The organism is Actinoplanes xinjiangensis, assembly GCF_003148685.1.
In the GTDB taxonomy this organism is placed as follows: Bacteria; Actinomycetota; Actinomycetes; order Mycobacteriales; family Micromonosporaceae; genus Actinoplanes; species Actinoplanes xinjiangensis.
The window spans coordinates 54,692-76,274 of the sequence record NZ_QGGR01000039.1; the positions used below are offsets into that span (position 1 = coordinate 54,692).

The window sequence follows — 21,583 nt, forward strand, 5'->3', positions numbered from 1 at the left end:
GGCGCGGGCCGGTTCGGTTTCAGCCGTACGTGTCCCGGGGGCCGCGCCCCTGCACCCGACGTGGTCCACGACTCCACGACGGTGCCGCCGGCCCGTGGATGTTGAGCCTGGTCACCACGTTGTGGCCGACCTCGCCCGCGATCTGGCGGAGCAGGGTGGCGGCGAGCATCCGCAGCTGGGTGGCCCACGCGGTGGACTCGGCCTCGACGGTCAGCACCCCGCCCTCGAGCCGCACCGGGCGGCTGTGCGCGGCGATGTCCGCCCCGACCACCTTTCCCCAGGCCCCGAAGACGGTCGCCTCGGCCTTCGGCTTCTCCCAGCCGCGGGCCTTGACCAGCCGCTCCAGCATCGCCCCGAAGAGCTGCGGATCGCGCGGATCCGGCCCCGGCCCGGAATAGCCCCGCAGCCGCCGGCCACTGCCCTGACCGGTCCCGGCCCGGCGTTTCGGCGCCCGGGCCGCCGCCTCACGGCGATGCGCCATCGCGGCGTCGAGCACGGCGCGGGCAAGTTCCGGCCCGGCCAGATCCCCGTTGTCCACAGGCTGTGGAGAAGCTTTTTCCGGGGTACGGCCTGCGCCCGGCCCACCCGGCGGACGGGAAACGCCCTCAGCGCCCCGTGACGAGCCCCGAAGCTCCCTGTCCTCATCCACCCCCGCCCAGAGGTCCCCCAGGGCCTCGGTGAGGCGCTGAGGCGGTTCCTGCGACCGTCGGCGGTCATCACCGGACGACCGATCGCGATCAGGCTCAGGAAACACGGTCCACCGCTCCCGTCACGACGTCGAAGCGCGCACCACGCAGGCTCGCCGGCACGTCCTCCGGAACCGCGCACGTCACCAGCAACTGTGCCGCGTCGGAGACCAGTGCCGCCAGCCGATCCCGCCGTTGCCCGTCCAACTCGGCGAAGACGTCGTCGAGAACCAGCACCGGCTCGATGCCGTCCGAGCGCAGCAGGTCGTAGGCGGCAAGCCGCAGCGCCAGCGCGAACGACCAGCACTCACCGTGGCTCGCATAGCCCTTCACCGGCAGGTCGCCGAGACTCAGCGCCAGATCGTCACGGTGCGGGCCGACCAGGGTGGTGCCGCGTTCGATCTCCACCGGCCGCCGCTCCTCCAGACGCTCCAGGATCGCGGCCTCCAACGCCGGCCGGTCCGCCTGCAACGCCTCACCGAGACGCGAGGTGTAGACGATCGCCGCGGTACCCCGGCCGGGAGCGACCGCGTCGTACGCCTTCGTCAGGTGCGGAGCCAGCGCGGCCGCCAGCTCCAGCCGCCCGGCCAGCAACTCGGCACCGTGATGGGCGAGATGGTGGTCCCAGACCGCCAGCGTCGACAGGTCCTGTCCCCGGGTGCCGCCCACCTTGCGATTCAGGTAGGCGTTGCGCAACAGGGCGTTGCGCTGCTTGACCACCCGGTCGTAGTCGGCGCGCACGCCCGCATACCGCGGCTGCCGCGCCACCAGCAGGTCGTCGAGGTAACGCCGGCGCTCGGACGGGTCGCCCCGGACCAGTTCCAGATCCTCCGGGGCGAACAGCACCATCCGCAGCGCACCGAGCACCTCACGCGGCCGGCGGACCGGAGACCGGTTGAGCCGTGCCCGGTTCGCCCGGCCCGGCACGATCTCCAGCTCGACCAGCAGCTCGCGTCCCTCATGGACGATCGCGCACCGGATCACCGCCGAAGCGGCACCGGCCCGGACCAGAGGCGCGTCGGTGGCCACCCGGTGACTGTCCAGAGTGGCCACATAACCGAGCGCCTCGATCAGGTTGGTCTTGCCCATCCCGTTCTGACCGACCAGCACCGACACGCCGGGATCGAGATCGACCGCCACCCGCTCATACGAACGGAAGTCGGTGAGCTCGACCCGGCGTACGTGCATCGATCAGCGCTTGACGGCGTGGCCGCCGAACTGCTGGCGCAGCGCGGCGACGGCCTTCATGGCGGGCGAGTCGTCCTGGCGGGACTGGAAACGCGCGAACAGCGACGCGGCGATGACATGCGCCGGCACGGCGAGACGCACGGCCTCGTCGACGGTCCAGCGGCCCTCGCCGGTGTCGTCGGCGTAACCCTTCAGAGCCTCCAGCTCCGGGTCCTCGTCGAGAGCCCGGTCCAGCAGGTCCAGCAGCCACGACTTGACGACACTGCCCTCACGCCAGCTCTTGATCACGGCGGGCACGTCGTGGACGTACTCCGAGGCCTTCAGGATCTCGTAGCCCTCGGCGTACGCGTGCATCAGGCCGTACTCGATGCCGTTGTGCACCATCTTCGCGTAGTGGCCGGCACCGTGGGTCCCGGCGTGCGCGAACCCGAACTCACCGAGCGGCTTGAGTGCCTCGAAGATCGGCTTGCAGTGCTCGACCTGCGCGGCGTCACCGCCGACCATCAGGGCGTAGCCGTTCTTGATGCCCCAGACGCCACCGGAGACGCCGACGTCGAGGTAGTGGATGCCCTTGACGGCCAGGCGCTCGGCCCGCGGGGCGTCGTCGGTGAACTTGGAGTTGCCGCCGTCGATGATGATGTCGCCGGCCTCGAGGACCTCGGCGAGCTGGTTGATCGTGTCCTCGGTGATCTGGCCGGACGGCACCATGGTCCAGACGAGCCGCGGCGCGGCCAGTTTCTCGGCCAGCTCGGCCAGGCTGGCGGCGTCGCTTACTTCCAGGTTCTGGTCGTATCCGACGACTTCGTGCCCCGCTGCACGGAGTCGTTCCCGCATGTTGCCACCCATGCGGCCGAGACCGATCAGGCCGAGTTGCATGGTGATCTCCCTAGATGAGCGATTGGTTCAAGCTCAGTATCAGCGAGTTACCCGGATCGGCATGATCAGATAGCGGTAACCCGGGATGATTTCTCCACTTTCGCCAGCGGGCGAGATCACAGCCGGCTTGAACGCGTCGACGAACGAGAGCAGCGCCGTCGGTGCGCCCAGGTTCTGCAGACCATCGATCAGGTACTGCGGGTTGAAGCCGATCGTCAGCGGCTCACCGGTGAACTCGGCCTCCATCGCCTCGCTGGCGCGGGCCTCCTCGGTGCCACCCGCCTCGACCACGAGACCGTCCTCGCTGAAGCTCAGCAGCACCGGCGTGGTGCGCTCGGCGACCAGGGCGACCCGTCGGACCACCTCGACCAGCGCCGACACCGCCACCCGCGCCTCAGCGTTGTGCGAGGCCGGGAAGAGCGAACGCACCGGCGGGTAGTTGGCGCCGTCCAGCAGGCGGCTCGTCGTGCGTCGCGCACCACCGGCGAAACCGATCATGCCCTCACCGGCGCTGCCCTGGGCGAGCGCCAGCGTCACCGCGCCACCGATCGGGCCGAGCGCCTTGGCGGTGTCGTTCAGAGTCTTCGCCGGGACCAGGGCGTTGAGGCTGATCTCCGGGTCCTCCGGGGTCCATTCGATCTCGCGCATGGCCAGCCGATACCGGTCGGTGGCCAGCAACGCGATGTTCGATCCGTTCAGCTCCAGTCGCACACCGGTCATCATCGGCAGGGTCTCGTCCCGGCCTGCGGCAATCGCGACCTGGGAAACCGCTGAGGCGAACGTGGCCGCGTCGATCGTGCCCGCGCTGGACGGCATCTCCGGCAGCGTCGGATAGTCCTCCACCGGCATCGTGGGCAGGGTGAAACGGGCACTGCCGCAGACCAGCTCGAGATGTGCACCGACGGCGGCGATGTCGACCGGCTTGCCCGGCAGCGCCTTGGTGATCTCAGCGAGCAGGCGCCCGGAGACCAGGGCCGCGCCGTCCGCGTCGGCCTGCACCTCGACCGTCACCTGGCTGGAAACCTCGTAGTCGAAGCCGGACACCTGCAGGCGGCCGTCGGTGACCCGCAGCAGGACACCGGCGAGCACCGGCACCGATGGCCGGCTGGGCAGGCTCTTGGCTGTCCACGCCACGGCGTCGGCGAGCGCGTCTCGCTCCACCCGGAACTTCATGCTGTCCTCCGCGATGCGTCCTCATACAGGGGCATGGACCCCCACTGAACTCTATGGCTCCGGCATCGCCCCTGCGTGCCCGACCCCGGTCCGCCTTCATACACCGATCGGACCTCGGGACCCCAACCCTGCTTCTCGGTGCTTGCTTGAAGGCCGGCCCCCGGGGAGCCGCGAGACGCGGATCCACACCTTCCACAACGCTGATGATTGGTTTTTGTTTTCTTAGAAGAGATAACTAGTCGTCTTCATCGGTCCTGTGCATTCTGTGGAGAACCCGAGTTTTGCCTGGTGACAGGGTTATCCACCGGTGATTCACATGTGGGTAACCGGGGTACAACTAGGGGTCTGTGTCCACAGTTCCCGACGCGGCGAGCGTTGTCCACCGTCGTCCACAGGCTATCCACCGGTAATCCACCGGTTCTATCCCCTGCGCTGTGGATTACGCAGGAACGCTACCGGCTCGTCGTCCCCAGAACCTTCAACAGGATATCCACACTCCTCCACAGGCTGTGTGATCTTTTGTAACCGTCCGTGTCTGTCCACATCGATTTCCCCAGGGTTAGTCCACATCTGTGGACGAAGGTGTCGGGAGATTTCCACCGTCTGGGGACGAAGCCTGTGGACGCCTGTGGACAGCTGTGGAAAACGTTGGCACGAAACTGTCACGTCGCGACGTTGACAAACGGCCATTGAGGTCCCTTGGGGAAGGACATCGATCTGCACCTATTTAAGGCGGATCGGCGGATGATCTGGGTACAACCTGTGGACAACCCCGTGTAGAACCGGTGGACAACTCGAGAATTCTCTTGTTTTAGCAGCTCACAGTGTATTCACCCGATCGTGGACAGCCTGTGGGTAACTTCCAAACCGCCAGTGCAGCCGTCGAAGGCCGTCCCTGCGTGCCCGGGCCCTGTGAATTGTGGAAATCCCACGGCGGAGGCGGCCGGTCGCGGTCTTCACCGCCGTCCTGCATCACCCGCAACGTCAACCCCTCATCGGGTACGGGCACGCGCCGCTGAGTCTTCCCACGTCTCCCGTGGCTGTCGGCGCGATCACTCGCCCACTCCCGGGCGATCACTTGCCCACTCCGGGGCGAGCACTTGCCCATTCCCGGGCGATCCGCCTCCCGGGCGATCCGCGACCGCCCGCCACGTCGCCGGCCGCACCTCAGCGTGGTCTCGCGGTCGAAATGCGGCGCCTGGTCCTCCGGGCGGCGGGCTCAGGCCCTGGGATCACGCTGCGATGCCCGGGAGCCGAGGGCGGGACACCGGGATTTGTTGCTACGACTTGGGGCCCGGTTGGGTGGCCCCGGAGCTGGACAGGCGTGACCCCGCGCGTTTGCTATCGGCTGTGGGCGGATCTCGTACACGTGCTCGCGGTCCTTCGACGCCGCCCACCGGCCGGGACTGATCTTCCGCGAGATCGGCTTGGGCGGTGCGCTACCGCGCCACGTCGGTGCGTGGGTGGGTCCTCGGTGAACGGGCAGCAAGCCCGGCAGCGAGTGGCAGCCCGGCAGCGAGTGGCAGCCCGGCAGCGAGTGGCAGCCCGGCAGCGAGTGGCAGCCCGGCAGCGGCGTGGCCGCCGTACCGGGCAGCCACGCCGAAAACGCGAGGTGAGAGCGCTGTGGTGCGGTTGAGGGGTAGTTCACCCGTACAACCTCAGGTGTTCTGTTTGATCCTGTTGGTGAGCTCGGCGATCTGGTTGTAGAGCGACCGCCGCTCCGCCATGTGCTGCCGGATCTTGCGGTCGGCGTGCATGACCGTGGTGTGGTCGCGGCCGCCGAAGGCCTGTCCGATGCGGGGCAGGGAGAGATCGGTGAGTTCGCGGCACAGATACATCGCGACCTGGCGCGCGTTGACCAGCACCCGGCTGCGGGAGTGGCCGCGCAGATCCTCCAGGCTGACGCCGAAGTAGTCCGCGGTGGAGACCATGATCTGGTCGGCGGTGATCTCCGGGCCGGCGCCGTCGGGCATGAAGTCCCGCAGCACCTCCTCGGCCAGCGACAACTGCACCGGCGAGCGGGTGAGGCTGGCGAACGCGGTCACCCGGATCAGGGCGCCCTCCAGCTCCCGGATCGAGTTGGAGACCCGGGACGCGATGAACTCCAGCACGTCGTCGGGGGCGTACATCCGCTCCTGTGCGGCCTTCTTCTGGAGGATCGCGATACGTGTCTCCAGGTCCGGCGGCTGGATGTCGGCCAGCAGACCCCACTCGAAGCGGGTCCGCATCCGGTCCTCGAGGGTGGCCAGCTGCCGTGGCGAACGGTCCGAGCTGATCACGATCTGCTTGTTGGCGTTGTGGAGCGTGTTGAACGTGTGGAAGAACTCCTCCTGCGTGCGCTCCCGGTTCTCGAGGAACTGGATGTCGTCGATCAGGAGGATGTCGACGTCGCGGTAGCGCCGCTGGAACGCCTGCGTCTTGTCGTCGCGCAGGCTGTTGATGAAATCGTTGGTGAACTCCTCGGTCGAGACGTAGCGCACCGACCGCGCGTGCCCGAGGGTGGTGGCGTAATGCCCGATCGCGTGCAGGAGGTGGGTCTTGCCCAGCCCGGAGCTGCCGTAGATGAAGAGCGGGTTGTACGCCTTCGCCGGGGATTCGGCGACCGCCACCGACGCCGCGTGCGCGAAACGGTTGGACGAGCCGATGACGAACGTCTCGAACATGTACTTCGGGTTGAGCCGGTTGCCGTCCTGCCCGCCGGGCCGCGGCGACGTGCCCGGCCCGCGCAGGTCGACCGGGGGGCGCCCGGGACCGTTGTCGCCGGCTCGCACGGGCATCTGGTCCCGCCGGTCCGGGCCGGGCATCTGCCGGTCGTCCGGATGCCGTCGGTTGTCCCGCAGCTGGGCCGCATCGGTCGCCATCCGGTGCGCGACCGAGTCGTTCGGCGTGTCCTGATCGGCCGGGTGTGTCGCGGGCGACCGGTTCACCGGCGGCTGCGGGGCCTGCTGCGGCATCGGGTCGGCGAAGAGCGCCTCCTGGCCGTCCCGGGCCGTCGGCACCCCTCGCGAATACGGCGCCTGCGGCGCCGAGTGCTGGGCGGATCCGGTTGGGTACGGCTCGGGCGCGTGCTCGGCCGGACCGAAGGCGGCCTGCTGGAACGGCGGCTCCGGCATCCGCTGCGGACCGGTGTATCCGGGCAGCTCAGGCTGGTACGGGCCGGGATCGGCATAGTGCCGTGGCTGCGGCTCGACGATGGGTGCCGGCGCCTGATCGGCGGGTTTTCCATACACCGTGCCGGGCATGCCGGAGCCGTCCTCCGGAGGACGGACGGTGACCGCGACCTGTATCGGCCGGCTCAGACGTTTCGTCAGAGCCTCGGTGATCGCCGGGCGCAGCCGGGACTCGATGATGTCGCGGGTGTAGGTGTCCGGAACCGAGAGAAGTGCCGTGTCCTCGACGATGGCCCGCAAGCGGGTGAACTGTAGATAGGCGCGCTGCTGCCGTGACGCGATCTCGTCGGACAACTCTTCCAACGTGTCACGCCACAACGTGCCCAGGTCGACCTGATCGGCCACCGCCGCGCCACCCCCATCGCCACCGACCCCCGGTGGGCCTTGTCCGGCCTCTCGCCTGTGCCTGTCGGCTCCCCCGAACCCAGCACAGTTAACGTGCTGAACACGCACGGCGCCAACCGGCTATCCACAGGTTATCCACAACCCGTGGGGGTGCCGGTGGCCGCTCCCGGCCGGACGGTCGGCAGATTTACCGGAGCCTGGAGTGGCGCGGGCGGTAAACAGGCTCACCGTGGCGAACGATCCACCTGCTTGTCCGGTTTTGGCCGCCGCCTCGCGGTCTGCGAACGGCCGGTAAGACCAGCAACCGCGCACGCTAACAGCGGCGAGAGGTCGACTACAACCGCCGTCCGGGCCATCCGCTGCCCAGAGCGAAGAAAAGATTCACTTTGTGCACGGAAAGACCTGGTCGGATGAGGGTGCCCGCCCATGTCGGCGTGCCGACCCAGGATATGGTTGACCGCCCAGGGGGGCCTGCGTAGGGTTGGGCGGTTGCTCCGCCGCGCTCTGCTAAAGTGGCGTCTTGCAGCGCACGATGCCCCCAGAGTCGTAGTACGAAGACGGAGTTTTGACGTGAGCAAGCGCACCTACCAGCCGAACAACCGCCGGCGTGCCAAGACCCACGGCTTCCGGCTGCGCATGCGCACCCGCGCCGGCCGTGCCATCCTGTCTGCTCGCCGGGCCAAGGGCCGTGGCGAGCTGTCGGCCTGAGCCGACCGTTAGTCCGGTCGGAATGCCCAGGTAGTCGTGCTTGCCGCGGCGCAACGACTGCGGCGTAGTGCGGACTTCGCCGCAGCGATCCGCGGTGGCCGTAGGGCCGGCCGCGGGACCCTGGTCGTCCACCTGCTTGTCGACGAGCCGGCGTTCGCCTCCACGGCGCGCGCCGGCTTTGTCGTGTCCAAAGCGGTGGGCAACTCGGTCGTCCGCAACCGGGTCCAACGACGGCTTCGGCACCTGATCCGGCCGCTGCTCAGCGAGCTTCCGGCGGGCGCGACCGTGGTCGTCCGGGCACTACCCCCGGCGGCCGGGGCCACCTCCGCCACTCTCGCCACCGACCTGGAGGGCGCGCTCGCGTCCGCCCGTAGACCCCGGCGGCAACGATGAGCCTGGCCGCCCGGCTCCTGACCGCTCCGGTCGTCGCGTACCGTCGATACTTGAGTCCGGCGCTGCCGGCACGTTGTCGGTTCTATCCCTCATGCAGTGCCTACGCCCAGGAATCACTGGCGCGGCACGGCGCCCTGCGGGGGACGGGCCTGGCGATCTGGCGGCTCCTACGATGCCATCCCTTCCACCCTGGCGGGTATGACCCGGTGCCTGACCCGATCCGTCACCGTCCTGCCGATGTGACTGGAGCTTAGATTGAGTCTCGACCCGATCTACTACGCCATCTCGTGGATTCTTCTGCGCTGGCATTCCCTGTGGGACGCGATCGGCATACCCGACGGCCGCGTGATCGGCACCAACTGGGCGTGGATCCTCTCCATCTTCTTCCTCGTGGTGACCCTGCGCGTCATCCTCTTCCCGGTCTTCGTCAAGCAGATCAAGAGCCAGCGCGCCATGCAGGCGCTCCAGCCCAAGGTCAAGGCGCTCCAGGAGAAGCACAAGGGCGACCGGGAGACGCTCCAGAAAGAAATGATGGAGCTGTACCGGACGGAGAAGGCGAACCCGCTGATGGGCTGCCTTCCGATGTTCCTGCAGATTCCGGTTTTCTTCGGGCTCTTCCACGTGCTTCAGCACCTGAAGCCCAGCCTCTCCGACGAGATGAAGCAGCTGTACGGCTGGCCGCTCGCCCAGTTCAACAGCGCCGCCGACGCGCACCTCTTCAACGTCCCGATCAGTGCCAAGTTCGGCTCATCGGCCGCTGAACTGTCCGCCCTCGGCGCCAACGGCACGACCGTCAAGATCCTGGCAGCGGTCCTGGTGCTGGTCATGATGGCCACCACGTTCCTCACCCAGCGGCAGATGATCCTCAAGACCGGCTGGGCCGAGGACCCGCAGCAGCTGATGATCCAGCGGCTGATGCTCTACGGCATCCCGTTCACGCTGCTGTTCTCCGGTGCGCTGTTCCCGATCGGTGTCGTCATCTACTGGGTGACGAACAACCTGTTCACCCTGGCGCAGCAGCAGTGGGTGCTCCGTAAGTTCCCGCCGCCCCAGATGGCGAACAAGGGTGGCCCCGGCGCCCGTCCGGCTGCCGGCACCAAGGTCGCGGGCGGCCCGAAGAGCCCGGTTCAGCCCGCCCGGACAGGTGGCCTCTTCAGTCGCAAGACCGAGCCGGAGCCGGTGAGTCCGGTGGTCGACACCAAGGCCCTCGCACCCAAGCCGGGCGCTAAACCGGTGAATCCCAAGAAGGGCGCCCGACCGGCGAACAAACCCAAGGGATGATCGCAGCTCGGGTGCTTCCCGCGGGTGCCCGAGCGCTCCCCTCGGTTTTCAGTGACCTCCCCGCGCTTCACCGCGCGGGAAACAGCGGACCGACTTCGGTCCGGCCCGAACACAACGGAGATGAAACCGTGACCGACACCAGCACTCCCCCTTCCGCCGACTCGTCAGCAGAAGACATCGCTGCCGAGCCGGCCGGCACCGACGAGGCAGGCGCCTCGACTGAGGCCAAGAAGTCGGAGAGCGTCGCCTCGGACGGCGACCTGTTCCGCCAGAGCGAGATCGCCGCTGACTACGTCGAGGGTCTGCTGGACATCCTCGACTACGACGGCGACATCGACGAGCTCGTCTCCGCGGGCCGGCCGATGGTCGAGGTCGTCGGCGGCCGTCTCCAGCCGCTCGTCGGCCAGCGCGGCGCGACCCTCGAGGCGCTGCAGGAACTCACCCGCCTGGCGATCTTCCGGGCCACCGGGTCGCCGAGCCGGCTGCTGCTCGACATCGGCGGCTACCGGGCTGCCCGCCGTAAGGAACTCGCCGCCGTCGCGCGCAACGCGGTCGAGAAGGTCAAGGAGCACGGTGACCCGGTGCGCCTGGAGCCGATGTCGGCGTTCGAGCGCAAGTGCGTTCACGACGTCGTCAACGCAATCCCGGGCGTGCAGAGCGAGTCGGAAGGCGTCGAGCCGAGCCGCCGCATCGTGGTGCGTGTGGCGGACTGATCGTGACTGATACCCGCTACGGCGCGGGTGACTCCGGCCCGGGCGATGGGATGCCCGGGCCGTCGTCTTTCCCCGCCGACTCCTCGCCCTCGTCGGCAGACTCCTCGCCTGCATCGGCCGGTTCCGTGCCTGCATCGGCCGGTTTCCCGCCCTCATCGGCCGGCTCCTCGCCCCTGCCCCCTGGCTCCTCGCCCCTGCCCGCCGGTTCCTCGTCCCCATCCGCCGGCTCCGAGTTAGGGGAGCCGCCGCCCGCTGCCGCTGCCGTCTTCGGTGAGCGACTCGAACTTGCTCGGCGGTATGCCGAACTGCTCGCCACCGAAGGAGTCCTCCGTGGGCTGATCGGGCCGCGTGAGACGCCCCGACTGTGGGAGCGGCATCTGGTCAACTGTGGGGTGATGGCCGAGATGATCCCCGTCGGCGCCGGCGTGGTGGACGTCGGTTCCGGTGCCGGGCTGCCCGGACTCGTGTTGGCGGTGGCCCGGCCGGACCTCGCCATCACGTTGGTCGAGCCGTTGGCACGGCGTACCGCCTTCCTCGATGAAGCGGTGGAAGTTCTCGGTCTGGACAACGTCATGGTCATCCGCGGGCGGGCCGAGGAGGTCGTGGACCACCTGCCCGGTGCCGATGTGGTCACCGCGCGGGCAGTGGCGGCACTCGACAAGCTCACCGGGTGGTGTCTGCCACTCGCGGCGGTCGGAGGGCGGTTGCTGGCCATGAAGGGGTCCTCAGCCGCGGAAGAGATCGCCGAGCATGCGGCGGCGATCGAGGCACTCGGCGGTGGGTCCGTGGAGATCCGGCTGTGCGGCAGCGGGCTGATCGATCCGCCGACGACCGTGGTCGAGATCGTCAAAGAACGGCATGTCCTGCCTGGGCGGCAGAAGGCCGGTCCGGTGTCGGCCCGCAAGGCCGCACGGTCATCCCCCTCCTCGGGTACGGGTGGCGCCAGGAACAGTGGCCGTGGCGGCGGGCGTGGGAGATCGCGTAGAGGGTGAGTTACCGGCCCGTAGGCGATTCTCCCGTGGCTGGAGGGTCTGGTGGGACTCCGCGACGGGACGGGCTTCGTTGAGCGGTCAACGTGGGGCTCAGAGGGCCTGGCGGTTCGACTGCGAGATGTCGTCGGTGCCCCGGGGGTGCGGCTCTGGTCGTACCCCCTCGGTGGTGTTGATTTTCGGGGAGCGCAGCGAGCCGCGAGACGGCCCCCGTATGTTCGCGGCAGGCCTGTGCTCGGCGTCATGGTGTTTGAGGCGTTGTTGGAAGACGATGGAGCGACATTGTGCTCGCTCCATCGGACAGACGACGATGGCGACACATGCCCGACACCCGTAGGCTGGCCGGATGTCGATAGTGTGGACCGGATCTCCACTGCCGGAGCCACGTTCTGCCGGCCAACCCCTTCCTAACCATCAGGGATGAAGCGGTGCATGAGTACGGTGTTTCACGTGAAACCGAGTCGCCTCTCGACAGGCCGTCGGGAGTGAGCGTCGGCGGGCCGCATGCGAGCGACCAGAATGTTCCGCTGCCCCGCCCGGGCGGATATGGCTCCCCATCAGCGCACGAATACGGCGCGCCGATGCCCCATCAGGGCGCGTCCAGCCCAGGTCCGGCGGCCGTGGCTCCTTCTTCAGGGGTGCCGGTTCAGTCGACCGAGCATGTTTCACGTGAAACGCCAGCCGCGGATGAGGACGATCCGCCCCTTGCTATGGAAGCGTTGCGAGCTGTGCAGATCCTCAACCCGAGCGGCGAGATCATCATGCCGCGCCCAGACCACCCCCGGGTGATTTGCGTCGCCAACCAGAAGGGCGGCGTCGGGAAGACGACCACGACGGTCAACCTGGCGGTGGCGCTCGCGCTCCATGGCAACCGTGTGCTGGTGGTTGACCTGGACCCGCAGGGCAACGCGTCGACCGGCCTGAACGTGCCCCACCATGCCGGAGTGCCGGATGTCTACGACTGCCTCATCGACAACGTGCCGCTGGCCGAGGTCGCTCAGCAGGTCGAGGGCATTCCGAACCTCTTCTGCGTGCCGGCCACCATCGACCTCGCCGGTGCGGAAATCGAGCTGGTCTCGGTGGTGGCTCGTGAGTCCCGGTTGGCCCGGGCGATCGCCGGTCACCCGGAGAAGTTCGACTACGTCTTCATCGACTGCCCGCCCTCGTTGGGCCTGTTGACGGTCAACGCCCTGTGCGCGGCGCAGGAGGTTCTGATCCCGATTCAGTGCGAGTACTACGCGCTGGAAGGTCTCAATCAGCTGATCAACAACATCAACTTGGTGCGTCAGCACCTCAATCCCACCCTCGACGTCTCTACGATCTTGCTGACGATGTACGACCGGCGTACGCGACTGGCAGATGCGGTGGAACAGGACGTGCGGAACCACTTCGGCGCAAAGGTGCTGAACGCGGTGATCCCCCGAAACGTGCGCGTATCGGAGGCTCCGAGCTACGGCCAGTCGGTGATGACCTACGATCCGGGTTCACGAGGAGCCACCAGCTACTTCGAGGCTGCCCTGGAACTCGCCGTTCGTGGGGTCAATACGGGAGGCACTGCATGAAGAACCGGCGGGGTGGCCTGGGCCGCGGCCTGGGCGCACTGATCCCGACGGCGCCCGCCGGCGAAACGGCAACCTCGGTCGAGGTGTTGCCGGATCCCGTTGTTGAGCCGTCGACGTCAGCGTCGGCGCCCGCTCCGGTGCCTGGTTCCGTGTCCGGGTCGGTACCCGCTTCGGTACCCGCCCAGCCGGCCGCCGTATCGCCGTCAAGTTCGGAGACGGCTTCCGTGGGCTCCTCCGCAGCGTCTTCCACGGAGTCGGATCTCGCCCCCGTTCCTGGCGCCCGGTTCGCTGAACTACCGGTGTCGGCGATCGAGCCGAATGCCAAGCAGCCGCGGCACGTCTTCGACGAAGAGGCACTGGAAGAACTCAAGACCTCCATCCAAGAGGTCGGCTTCCTCCAGCCGATCGTGGTGCGGGAACTGGGTGACGGCCGTTACGAGCTGGTCATGGGTGAGCGCCGCTGGCGTGCCGCCCAGGCCGTCGGACGGGAGACCATTCCGGCGATCGTCCGTGACACCCCGGACGACGCGATGCTCCGGGACGCGTTGCTCGAGAACATTCACCGCGCCAACCTCAACCCACTCGAAGAGGCGGCCGCTTATCAGCAGCTGCTCGAAGAGTTCGGGGCTACACACGAGGAACTGGCCCGGCGGATCGGGCGCAGCCGACCGCAGATCTCCAACACGATCCGGTTGATGAACCTGCCCGCTGCCGTGCAGCGTCGCGTGGCTGCCGGCATCCTGTCGGCGGGTCACGCGCGGGCGCTGCTCGGGCTCGACAACAGTGCGGCTCAGGATGCGCTTGCTGAGCGGATCGTTCGGGAAGGGCTGTCGGTTCGGGCCACCGAGGAGATCGTGCATCTCGCGGCCTCCGAGGAGGCGACCGCTAAGAAGGCGGCGCCGACTCGGCGGGCGAAGGTACACGCGCCGGCGCTGAACGACTTGGCCGAACGGCTGTCGGATCGGTTCGACACCCGGGTGAAGGTCGACATCGGACGGAACAAGGGCAAGATCACGATAGAGTTCGCGACTGTTGACGATCTTGAGCGCATCGTCGGCATGATTGGTGTTGAGGAAGAAGGCGCGGGGGCGGCTCGGGAGAGCGGCGAGCCTGAGGACTGACTCCTCCCTCTGGGGGTGCGAGGCGCGTGGTTGATCACGCGCCTCTTTCTCGTTTGCGATGGGTCTTCGGATTAAAGGGGCAAAGTTCGCGTTCCGAAGTGTCGATTATGGGGCGTAGCGGGATCCTGAAATCCCAGGAGAATCGTTCTGAGAGAACCGGAACTGACGCTGGTTGGGCGTCTCTCGACTACGGCCGGGCTTGCCAATACGAATGTGAGTCGCTTTCCGGGCTCTCGCGAAACTGGTCGGGAGCTGATGGTGCGGCCAGCTTTGACGGCTGCGGGAACGTCACGGGACATGAGCCTCGGCCGTCGGATGCGTCGCCCGTCGAAGTGCCTTCCGTTCAGTTCCCTTCGTGATCGCGGGTTCGCCTGTGGACTCGATAGTTGCTGACGCGAGCAGTCGGTGGCCTATTCGGTAGTCACCAGTGACTTGTTTGGTTGCCCGCCTTCGGCTAGCCATAGGCGGTGACGATCCCTCGGCGGGTGGCTCTAGGGTTCATGCCGGTCGCCGGTCGCCGGTCGCCGGTCGCCGGTCGAGGGCCGTCGGTCGAGGGCCGTCGGTTGTCGGTTGCTCTTCGATGCGGTGGGCCCGCCTGGCGCCTATGACCTAAGTCGCCAGCGTGCCGAATGCTTCGATGCGCGCGGAACAGGTGAGTCGCCTTCGGTCATTGCGGGCCGAAGGTGTTGCGGCCCCGTCAGCCTTTGGCTACGCCGGCGGATCGGATCGGTCCAGCGGAAATCTCGCTTGGGCATAGCTGGGGGCGTCGCCCCGTCTCAGTGCGAGTTCCAACGGGTGACCCTTGGGCGGCGCTCGCGGTCTGTTGGAGATGTAGCAGGAGAGCCTCGCGTCTTGAAATCATCCCGTCTCTGTTGAGGTGAGCGGGGATGGGTTGTGTATAGCCAGGCGCCTTCTGTCGTGTGGTCCACGCCTTGGTTGGCGACGGGTGCGACGCTGCGGTCGGTGCCTTGAATCGCTTGAGTGCTCTGCGGAACCTTACGGCCGCCCGGACCTGTCACGCTCCGCGGGCCCGATCGTTTTACTCGCCTACGGGCTTCGCTTGCTTCCTGACCAGGTTTGCGGAATGGTCCGAGAACGAGCCCCTGGTGGGAACCCAGTCCGGCCGCTCAACAGAACTGGACCTAGAGGTCTGGCGAGCGCCCGTGTCCCGCCGCCTCCGCTGAGAAGCAGGTGCAGCTGCCGTCGGCCTCAAACCAACCCTTCCTGTTTGAGGTTGGATCTCGGGTCCTGTCGTTTTGACACGGGAGAGGTTAGGCCGGTGCCTTCCGAGCGGCTTACCGAGGAGTCTCCCGCCACTCCTTGGTCTGCGCTTGCCGATTGATCTCAACGGCAATTCGCGGCATCAGAGTGAGGCCTCCCTTTCGCCTATCTGGGACTACTCGTCGACGGGCGGGGGCTGCGATGTTCGGTCGTCACTGCATCCATATGTTGAGGGAGCAGCGGGTCAGGTGCGCTGCCTCGCGTCATGTCAACGCGCCAGCGTCGGGGCGTTTCACGTGAAACTTGGTGATCGACATGGCCGGCGCCGACTTCGATGGCCTGGCTGACCTCGGCGGCAATCCACGACGGCATCTTGGCACTCAGGTTACGGTCCTGCTTGTGGTCGGAGGACGCGGCGACAGGCGTGTTTGAAGTCGTGACCGAGTTATGGAGCTTCTAGTCGAGAAGGCTGCAATTGCACTGGCCGGGCCCATGCTGGATTCCGGCCAGGAGATCATCATCGCCGAGCCGAGCCGAGCCGAGCCGAGCCGAGCCGAGCCGAGCCGAGCCGAGCCACCAGGCCGCGGTCCAGCGGGTAGTTGGCACGGACATTGTTATATGCCGGCACTCGTCGGCTGGCGTTTTCCCGTCCCCATCATTCGAGACTGCCCAGGAAGGACGCATCGTCGATCGACCGGTAGCCCGCGGCAGCTGTTGAGCAAGCGGTCGCAGTGCACTGCTAGGGAAGCACCGAGCCGCGAAATCGTGGCTTCAGTGAGCACCTTGGCGCGGGCGTTTCACGTGAAACAACGCAGACAGTCCTCCGAGGAACGCGCGGTATGGCGAATGTTGGCCTCACTTCGCTCAACTCGGGGAGGACGGCACGGCATGGCCACGCATACGGGAGTAGCGGCGGCTAGATGAGGTGAAGCAGAGGCGTCGCTGCCTCAGCACTTCCGGATGCCTTTCGAAAATGAATGGTCGACGGGTCGACGGGTCGACGGGTCGACGGGTCGACGGGTCGACGGGTCGACGGGTCGACGGGTCGACGGGTCGACGGGGCCCAGAGATCTCCGCCTAGACCTTCTTGGCTGACTCCGTTGGCACTCCGGGGGGAAGAAAGCCGGCGGATGCCTTGCCGTGGCGTGCCTTCCAAGTGGCAGATACGGATCCTTAAGGGGCCTTGGCTGCTTCTCTGGGACAGGAGTTGGAGTGGCACTGCCTCGTCGCGTGACGCCGAGGACCTTCTTTTAGCTGTGTTTGTGAACAGAGGCCAGAGAGGCTAGCGACGGAAGGCCTGCGTTTCACGTGAAACGGCGGCATGGCAAGCTCGCCCGGTGCCCGGTGCCCGGTGCCCGGTGCCCGGTGCCCGGTGCCCGGTGCCCGGTGCCCGGTGCCCGGTGCCCGGTGCCCGGTGCCCGGTGCCCGGTGCCCGGTGCCCGGTGCCCGGTGCCCGGTGTGTTTCACGTGAAACGGCGGACACAAGGTCGCAAGTGCAATCTCTGGTTCATGGCGCTTATGGGGTCCTAGCCGAGTTGTATCTCGATAAAGGAACACCGCGCAGCCGGAGATTGAGACCGTGACCAAGTCGAGAACCACAGACGCCAGCGCCGTGTGTGCACCTCAGCCGTCGGTCGATCGTGAACCTCCTGAGCGCTGGTAGAGCCGTGACCTACCGAGTCGGAGCCCATGTCGCGGGCTTTCCTGGCTGTGTGCACGGGGCGTCTGAGCTGTTATTGCCGCTGTGCGCGACACACCGTGCCCCGGCCGGAAAACACGTCAGTAGCAGCTTGTGTGGGCGACGGCAGAGGGAGTGGTCCCCCTGGACTCTTCTCGATCGCCACCGTTGCTAAGACCGGAGATGGCTGTTCTGTTGGCCTCGTTGAGCCGGCTCGGACTGGTAGGCCGACTGGCCGGTGCATCCTTTGACAACTCGTCTCTGGGGACAGCTAGAGCTAGGCAGCCAAGGGTGGCTTGGGGAAGGTGGAACCTTGCGAGCAAGGGCATGCTGACTGGAGCCACGAACCAAACGACGGCTTTCGGGAGAAGTACCCGGACGACCCGACTGGCTGGGACCGTGCCAGCGACCATGGCCTACTCAGGAATCAGGGGTCAGGATTTGAATCTTGGTCACTTGGGGATGGAAAGAGGGCGCAAGACTAACCGCGGCTACACGATTCTTCTGGCTTGGGACAGTTGCGGGAGTGATCTCGATAGGAGGTTGGTAGAGCCGGACACTATGGGTTGGATGAAGCCTTGGGCGGGTGGTTTGAATAGCCCCGCTCTCTGATGCGCGTTCATGCGGTGTGCGTGTCGGCCTCATGGGAGGCAGTTGAGGTGTGGCTGGCTTCGCCGAGCCAAGGGTTGGACTGTGCCGGCCGGGCAGGTTGGTCCTTGACGTCATGGCAGGTTGACTTGTGAGTTAGCCGTTCTTGGACAGAGTCTCCTCGCTCTGGAGTCTCTGGCTTGGTGACGTGGCGGTCTGGGCTTTGGTGCCGGCCGCCTGTGATCCAGAGCCACCATCCTTGGATGAGTTTTGTGGCGATGGTTTGTGGAGCCATGCCACTGCCAGTCGAACGCGATCATGACCGAATGGCATATCCGCGACCCCATGAAGTAGAAGAACGGTACGTGTCAAGGATTTGAGGCCAGCGGGAGTTATGCGGCCTGAGGTTCCGGCTCTGGTTTATTGATCCAGACCTGCTCAGGCAGGTCGAGGATCTTGGGCAGGCGCCGGCTTGTGCTGAAGCGTTCCGGGTGTGCTGCCCAGGCTGCGGCGAGGGTGTCCTCGCGGCCGACGCGGACCGTGTGGTGGCGGCCTTGGTGCACCTCGGCCGGAGTGTGCAGGCCAATCCCAGAGTGTCGGTGGCAATTGTTGTACCAGGTAACGAAGTCGGCCATGAAGGTCCGGGCCTGGGCGAGGGATGCGAACCGGTCCGGGAAGACCGGCGCGTACTTCAGCGTCTTGAACCAGGCCTCGCTGTACAGATTGTCGTTCGACACCTTCGTCCGTGAGTGCGACCGGGTCACGGTCAGGTCTTCGAGCATGTCAGCGACCGATTTCGAGGTCATCGACGTGCCCCGGTCGGCGTGGACGACGTGCGGAACGCCGTGAACGTCGAAGATCTCACGCATCATCGACTCGGCGAGGGGTCCTGACTCGCGGGTGTGGACACGGGCGCCGACGATGTATCGGGAGTAGATGTCGATCATCACGTAGGCGTCGAAGTAGGAGCCCTTCACCGGGCCGGCCAGTTTCGTGATGTCCCAGCTGAACACCTGCCCCGGCCCGTCAGCGACCAGCTCCGGGCGGGTGCGAGCCGGATGCCGGGCCAGCCGGCGACGCTCGCGGACCTGCCGGTGCTCCCGCAGGATCCGATACATCGTCGCGACCGAGCCGACGTAGACGCCCTGGTCCAGCAACGCGGCGTAGACCTGCGCCGGCGCCGCGTCGACGAACTCCGGACCGTCCAGCACGGCCAGGACCTGGTCGCGTTCACCCCTGGTCAGTGCGTTCGCCGGCACCGGACGCGGCCGGCGTGACGGGCTCGGCCGGCGCCGGTCGCGATCGGCGCTGGACCGGGCGATCCCGGTCATCACCGCCGCGGTTCGGGTCGTGGTCCCCGCACCCGTCAGCGCCTGGAAGGCATCCATCAGCGTCTGCCGAGCCCGAACACGTCCGGACCGTCCGGCTCGCTCCTGGAGATGTCCTCCAAGAGCTCTTGCGCTTTTCCCATAATCGTCAGCGCCGTCTCCGTTCGCGCCAGCTTCGACCGGGCCTGAGCCAGCTCATGCCGCAACCGGGCAATCTCGGCCTGCTCCGCCGACGGGCGCCCGACCGTCTCACCAGCCGGTTTGCCCTACAGCAAGCCCGCATCCCGGGCACGGCGCCACTCCGACATCAACGACGAGTACAAGCCCTCCCGCCGCAGGAACGCCCCGCCCTCACCAACCGTGACGGCCTGCTCGTAGCCGGAGAGCAGTTCCAGCTTCTGCCCCGGAGTGAACGACCGGCGTGCCCGCGGACCATCCGAACGCGGACCTTTCCTACGACTCATGACCCCATCCTGGGCCGTCACGACGTCAACAGCAGTACTCAACGACTCTCGATCCTGAACTCGCCCTGTCCGGCGGACTTGCTATGAACCGCTGGCCTCAACTCACCCTGACAGACAGGGGAACCGCGTGGCCTGGTGCAGGCAAGGCCGGGCGTCTCGATGGCTTGCCGCGGACAGTTTGAGTGGAGGCGAGCCGGCCTATCGGTCGTTGCTGCCACCGGGCCGTCGCGAGCCATGAGCCGGACGATCGAGCTCTCCGAGCCGAACGCGGAACGCCGATCGCCTGATACTTAGACACCGTCGGATCGGCAAGTCGCCGAATCGCCATCCCGTAGACATCCGCCGGATTGCCGAGATCTGAGCGCCGGTCGCCGAAATCCAGACACCGCGACATGGCGAACAATGTCTTCGGCTGCGTCCTCGCACTCGGTTGCCGCAAGTCGGTACTGGATGCGGTGAGTGTCATATGCGTTCGGAGAGAACACCGTGTCGAGCGACCTATCGGTAATGCCGCGGCAGGAATCGGCGCTGAGAAACAGGCATACAGATGGTCGTCGACCGCAGGGGCGGCCGCCGGAACCGCGACCAGGGAGGCGCCGGCCATCGCACCAAAGGTTAGAGAAACAGGCCTCTGAAAACCGCGAGTGAGCTGATGTGGCTCATGGCTGTTGGCATGGGGTGTGCTGCTGGCGGAAACGGGCAGAGTCTCAGCCAGACCGGTGACCGACACTCGCCAGGGTTCCGCCGGCCGGTTGGCCATGGTCGCCTCTATCGTGCTGAGACGAGGGCGGGCGGAGGCGTACCGAGGATGGCGCGAGAGCGGTGCGTTGACGTCTGCGCAGCCGGATTCGAAGATTCTGGCGAGTGGACCGCCTGAGACTGCTCACGTTGAGCGCGTCGATTCCGCGTGGGCAGTCGTGGTGCCCGCTGAAGTTTCGTGGCCAGAATCAGCGGAGGACGCGGTGGCCATAGAGGGAAGCCGCGTGCCTCGGTGAGCATGTGTGTCACGGGCAGAGACTGTTTGCGGTTTCGCGTTGGACGGTGCAGTTGTCTGGCGACTGCACCGACAGCCTTCGAGTATGAGCTGTGCACGCGGGTGTCCGAGTAGAGGTCAGTTTTGATCGGGGAGGTAGGCCGATCGGTTCCGCCGTGAGGACGTCACCACCTGGCGAGCTGGCGGTCACGCCGTGGGCCTCGGCGACGGAGGTGAGTACGACTCCCTGATGATTCGTTCCGCTCTGGCGAGGACTTCGGCCCGGGGAGATTCTCTGTGAACGCGCTGTCCGGGGCGCGAGTTACTGAACGAGTCAGATGGCCATCCCAGTACGTCCAGCCTCAGGCTTGAGAAGGTGAGCGTTGGTGGACTGGAACGCGGTTGCGACGGTGCGGATACGTAAGACTGGGTCTGCTCGGGCGGCAACGCGGGGCTGATATGCGAGCTGCAGTTCGCGACTGACAAGGGTGATAGGCGCTTACCACCCGAAAAACGGTCATGGGCCGACCCCTAGTAGGGCCGGTAAGCCGCTGCGCCAGATGATCGCCCGAGCCGGCTTGGACGCCGACTGGTGTGTCGACATCGACCGCGGCGGCGACGTCGACCTCGGCCTCGACATCGAGCGGGCGTGGGCACTGGCCTATAGCGAGCGCAGTCCATAGAGCCAACGCCAGCCAGTGCCGGGAGCAGAGGCAGAGAAGTACGGCACGCCCTCGCAGGAGATCAAATTGAGGACGGCGCCGGAGAGGGTGCGCATCGAGTGGGAACTGCCCGCGAGCCCCCCGCTTAGCACGAGTAGGACTCGCATATGCCGGGCCGTCGGGCCGCGCACCGAGCCAGTCGGCGGGGTGACGCGAAGAGTCAGCGGCGGGCTAGCGCTTCGACGCGCGCCGCTGTCTTGGCCCGGAGCCTCGCGGTCGCCGCTGCGCCTTGGGTTGGTGAGAACCGATGCCCACGAGGCTGGAGATATGCGTGAGGGCCACTATCCACAACCTGTGTGTTGCGCCTGTTGATTCTGGGACTGCTGGTGTTTCACGTGAAACGACGCCGATGTTGTGAGGGTCGTCCACTGCTCTATCCACAGGGCGCGCAAGCGTTCTACGTC

The 21,583-nt window shown here is 66.8% G+C and carries 14 protein-coding genes and 1 pseudogene; 9 read left to right on the forward strand and 6 right to left on the reverse strand.

Annotated features, from left to right (window positions below):
• Window positions 1–19: 19 nt before the first annotated feature.
• The 5 genes from BC793_RS44255 to dnaA all read right to left on the reverse strand — a co-directional run bounded on the left by BC793_RS44255 (window position 20) and on the right by dnaA (window position 7,438).
• On the reverse strand, window positions 20–481 hold the full coding sequence (locus BC793_RS44255) for a DciA family protein (protein WP_109602662.1): 462 nt from the start codon (window positions 479–481) through the stop codon (window positions 20–22).
• A 262-nt stretch (window positions 482–743) separates the two neighbouring features.
• Window positions 744–1,874, reverse strand: coding sequence for a DNA replication/repair protein RecF (gene recF, locus BC793_RS44260; protein ID WP_109602644.1), 1,131 nt, complete (start codon window positions 1,872–1,874; stop codon window positions 744–746).
• A gap of 3 nt (window positions 1,875–1,877) precedes the next feature.
• Window positions 1,878–2,750: a phosphogluconate dehydrogenase (NAD(+)-dependent, decarboxylating) gene (gene gnd, locus BC793_RS44265; RefSeq protein ID WP_109602645.1), complete on the reverse strand. Its 873-nt coding sequence runs from the start codon at window positions 2,748–2,750 to the stop codon at window positions 1,878–1,880.
• A 39-nt stretch (window positions 2,751–2,789) separates the two neighbouring features.
• Window positions 2,790–3,923, reverse strand: a complete 1,134-nt coding sequence (gene dnaN, locus BC793_RS44270) for a DNA polymerase III subunit beta (RefSeq protein ID WP_109602646.1) — start codon at window positions 3,921–3,923, stop codon at window positions 2,790–2,792.
• Window positions 3,924–5,581: 1,658 nt separating this feature from the next.
• The gene (gene dnaA, locus BC793_RS44280; protein ID WP_109602647.1) at window positions 5,582–7,438 is read right to left on the reverse strand and encodes a chromosomal replication initiator protein DnaA; all 1,857 of its coding nucleotides are present in this window, start codon (window positions 7,436–7,438) and stop codon (window positions 5,582–5,584) included.
• Between the two features lie 570 nt (window positions 7,439–8,008).
• Between dnaA and rpmH the strand changes: the two genes are divergently transcribed.
• From rpmH to BC793_RS44320, 8 genes are all read left to right on the forward strand, one after another.
• Complete coding sequence (gene rpmH, locus BC793_RS44285; RefSeq protein ID WP_093620811.1) at window positions 8,009–8,146, forward strand: 50S ribosomal protein L34; 138 nt, start codon at window positions 8,009–8,011, stop codon at window positions 8,144–8,146.
• Between the two features lie 36 nt (window positions 8,147–8,182).
• The gene (gene rnpA / locus BC793_RS44290; RefSeq protein WP_109602648.1) at window positions 8,183–8,539 is read left to right on the forward strand and encodes a ribonuclease P protein component; all 357 of its coding nucleotides are present in this window, start codon (window positions 8,183–8,185) and stop codon (window positions 8,537–8,539) included.
• The gene (yidD, locus tag BC793_RS44295; protein WP_109602649.1) at window positions 8,536–8,793 is read left to right on the forward strand and encodes a membrane protein insertion efficiency factor YidD; all 258 of its coding nucleotides are present in this window, start codon (window positions 8,536–8,538) and stop codon (window positions 8,791–8,793) included. Before rnpA ends, yidD begins: the two co-directional genes overlap by 4 nt.
• A gap of 1 nt (window position 8,794) precedes the next feature.
• The gene (gene yidC / locus BC793_RS44300; protein ID WP_109602650.1) at window positions 8,795–9,820 is read left to right on the forward strand and encodes a membrane protein insertase YidC; all 1,026 of its coding nucleotides are present in this window, start codon (window positions 8,795–8,797) and stop codon (window positions 9,818–9,820) included.
• Window positions 9,821–9,948: 128 nt separating this feature from the next.
• Entirely contained in the window at window positions 9,949–10,533 is a 585-nt protein-coding gene (locus BC793_RS44305) for a Jag family protein (RefSeq protein WP_109602651.1), read from the forward strand.
• A gap of 50 nt (window positions 10,534–10,583) precedes the next feature.
• Window positions 10,584–11,525 (forward strand): 16S rRNA (guanine(527)-N(7))-methyltransferase RsmG, encoded by a 942-nt coding sequence (gene rsmG / locus BC793_RS44310; protein ID WP_373871316.1) that lies wholly within the window; start codon window positions 10,584–10,586, stop codon window positions 11,523–11,525.
• A 524-nt stretch (window positions 11,526–12,049) separates the two neighbouring features.
• Window positions 12,050–13,084: a ParA family protein gene (locus tag BC793_RS44315; RefSeq protein ID WP_373871317.1), complete on the forward strand. Its 1,035-nt coding sequence runs from the start codon at window positions 12,050–12,052 to the stop codon at window positions 13,082–13,084.
• Window positions 13,081–14,205, forward strand: a complete 1,125-nt coding sequence (locus BC793_RS44320) for a ParB/RepB/Spo0J family partition protein (protein ID WP_109602654.1) — start codon at window positions 13,081–13,083, stop codon at window positions 14,203–14,205. The genes BC793_RS44315 and BC793_RS44320 overlap by 4 nt, the downstream gene beginning before the upstream one ends.
• Window positions 14,206–18,084: 3,879 nt before the next feature.
• On the opposite strand, the pseudogene BC793_RS44325 reads toward BC793_RS44320, so the two are convergent.
• A pseudogene (locus BC793_RS44325) lies at window positions 18,085–19,484 on the reverse strand (IS3 family transposase).
• A gap of 1,533 nt (window positions 19,485–21,017) precedes the next feature.
• On the opposite strand from BC793_RS44325, the gene BC793_RS52595 reads away from it, so the two are divergent.
• Window positions 21,018–21,140 carry a hypothetical protein gene (locus BC793_RS52595; RefSeq protein WP_275416309.1) on the forward strand — a complete coding sequence of 41 codons (123 nt, stop codon included), beginning with the start codon at window positions 21,018–21,020 and terminating at the stop codon, window positions 21,138–21,140.
• The last annotated feature ends 443 nt before the right edge of the window (window positions 21,141–21,583 follow it).

Excerpts from the sequence above, each read along its gene's own strand:
- BC793_RS44320 (WP_109602654.1), top strand. The coding sequence starts at position 13,081 with ATGAAGAACCGGCGGGGTGGCCTGGGCCGCGGCCTGGGCGCACTGATC.
- BC793_RS52595 (WP_275416309.1), top strand. The coding sequence starts at position 21,018 with ATGATCGCCCGAGCCGGCTTGGACGCCGACTGGTGTGTCGACATCGAC.
- BC793_RS44255 (WP_109602662.1), bottom strand. The coding sequence starts at position 481 with ATGGCGCATCGCCGTGAGGCGGCGGCCCGGGCGCCGAAACGCCGGGCC.
- rsmG (WP_373871316.1), top strand. The coding sequence starts at position 10,584 with ATGCCCGGGCCGTCGTCTTTCCCCGCCGACTCCTCGCCCTCGTCGGCA.
- recF (WP_109602644.1), bottom strand. The coding sequence starts at position 1,874 with ATGCACGTACGCCGGGTCGAGCTCACCGACTTCCGTTCGTATGAGCGG.
- gnd (WP_109602645.1), bottom strand. The coding sequence starts at position 2,750 with ATGCAACTCGGCCTGATCGGTCTCGGCCGCATGGGTGGCAACATGCGG.
- dnaN (WP_109602646.1), bottom strand. The coding sequence starts at position 3,923 with ATGAAGTTCCGGGTGGAGCGAGACGCGCTCGCCGACGCCGTGGCGTGG.
- yidD (WP_109602649.1), top strand. The coding sequence starts at position 8,536 with ATGAGCCTGGCCGCCCGGCTCCTGACCGCTCCGGTCGTCGCGTACCGT.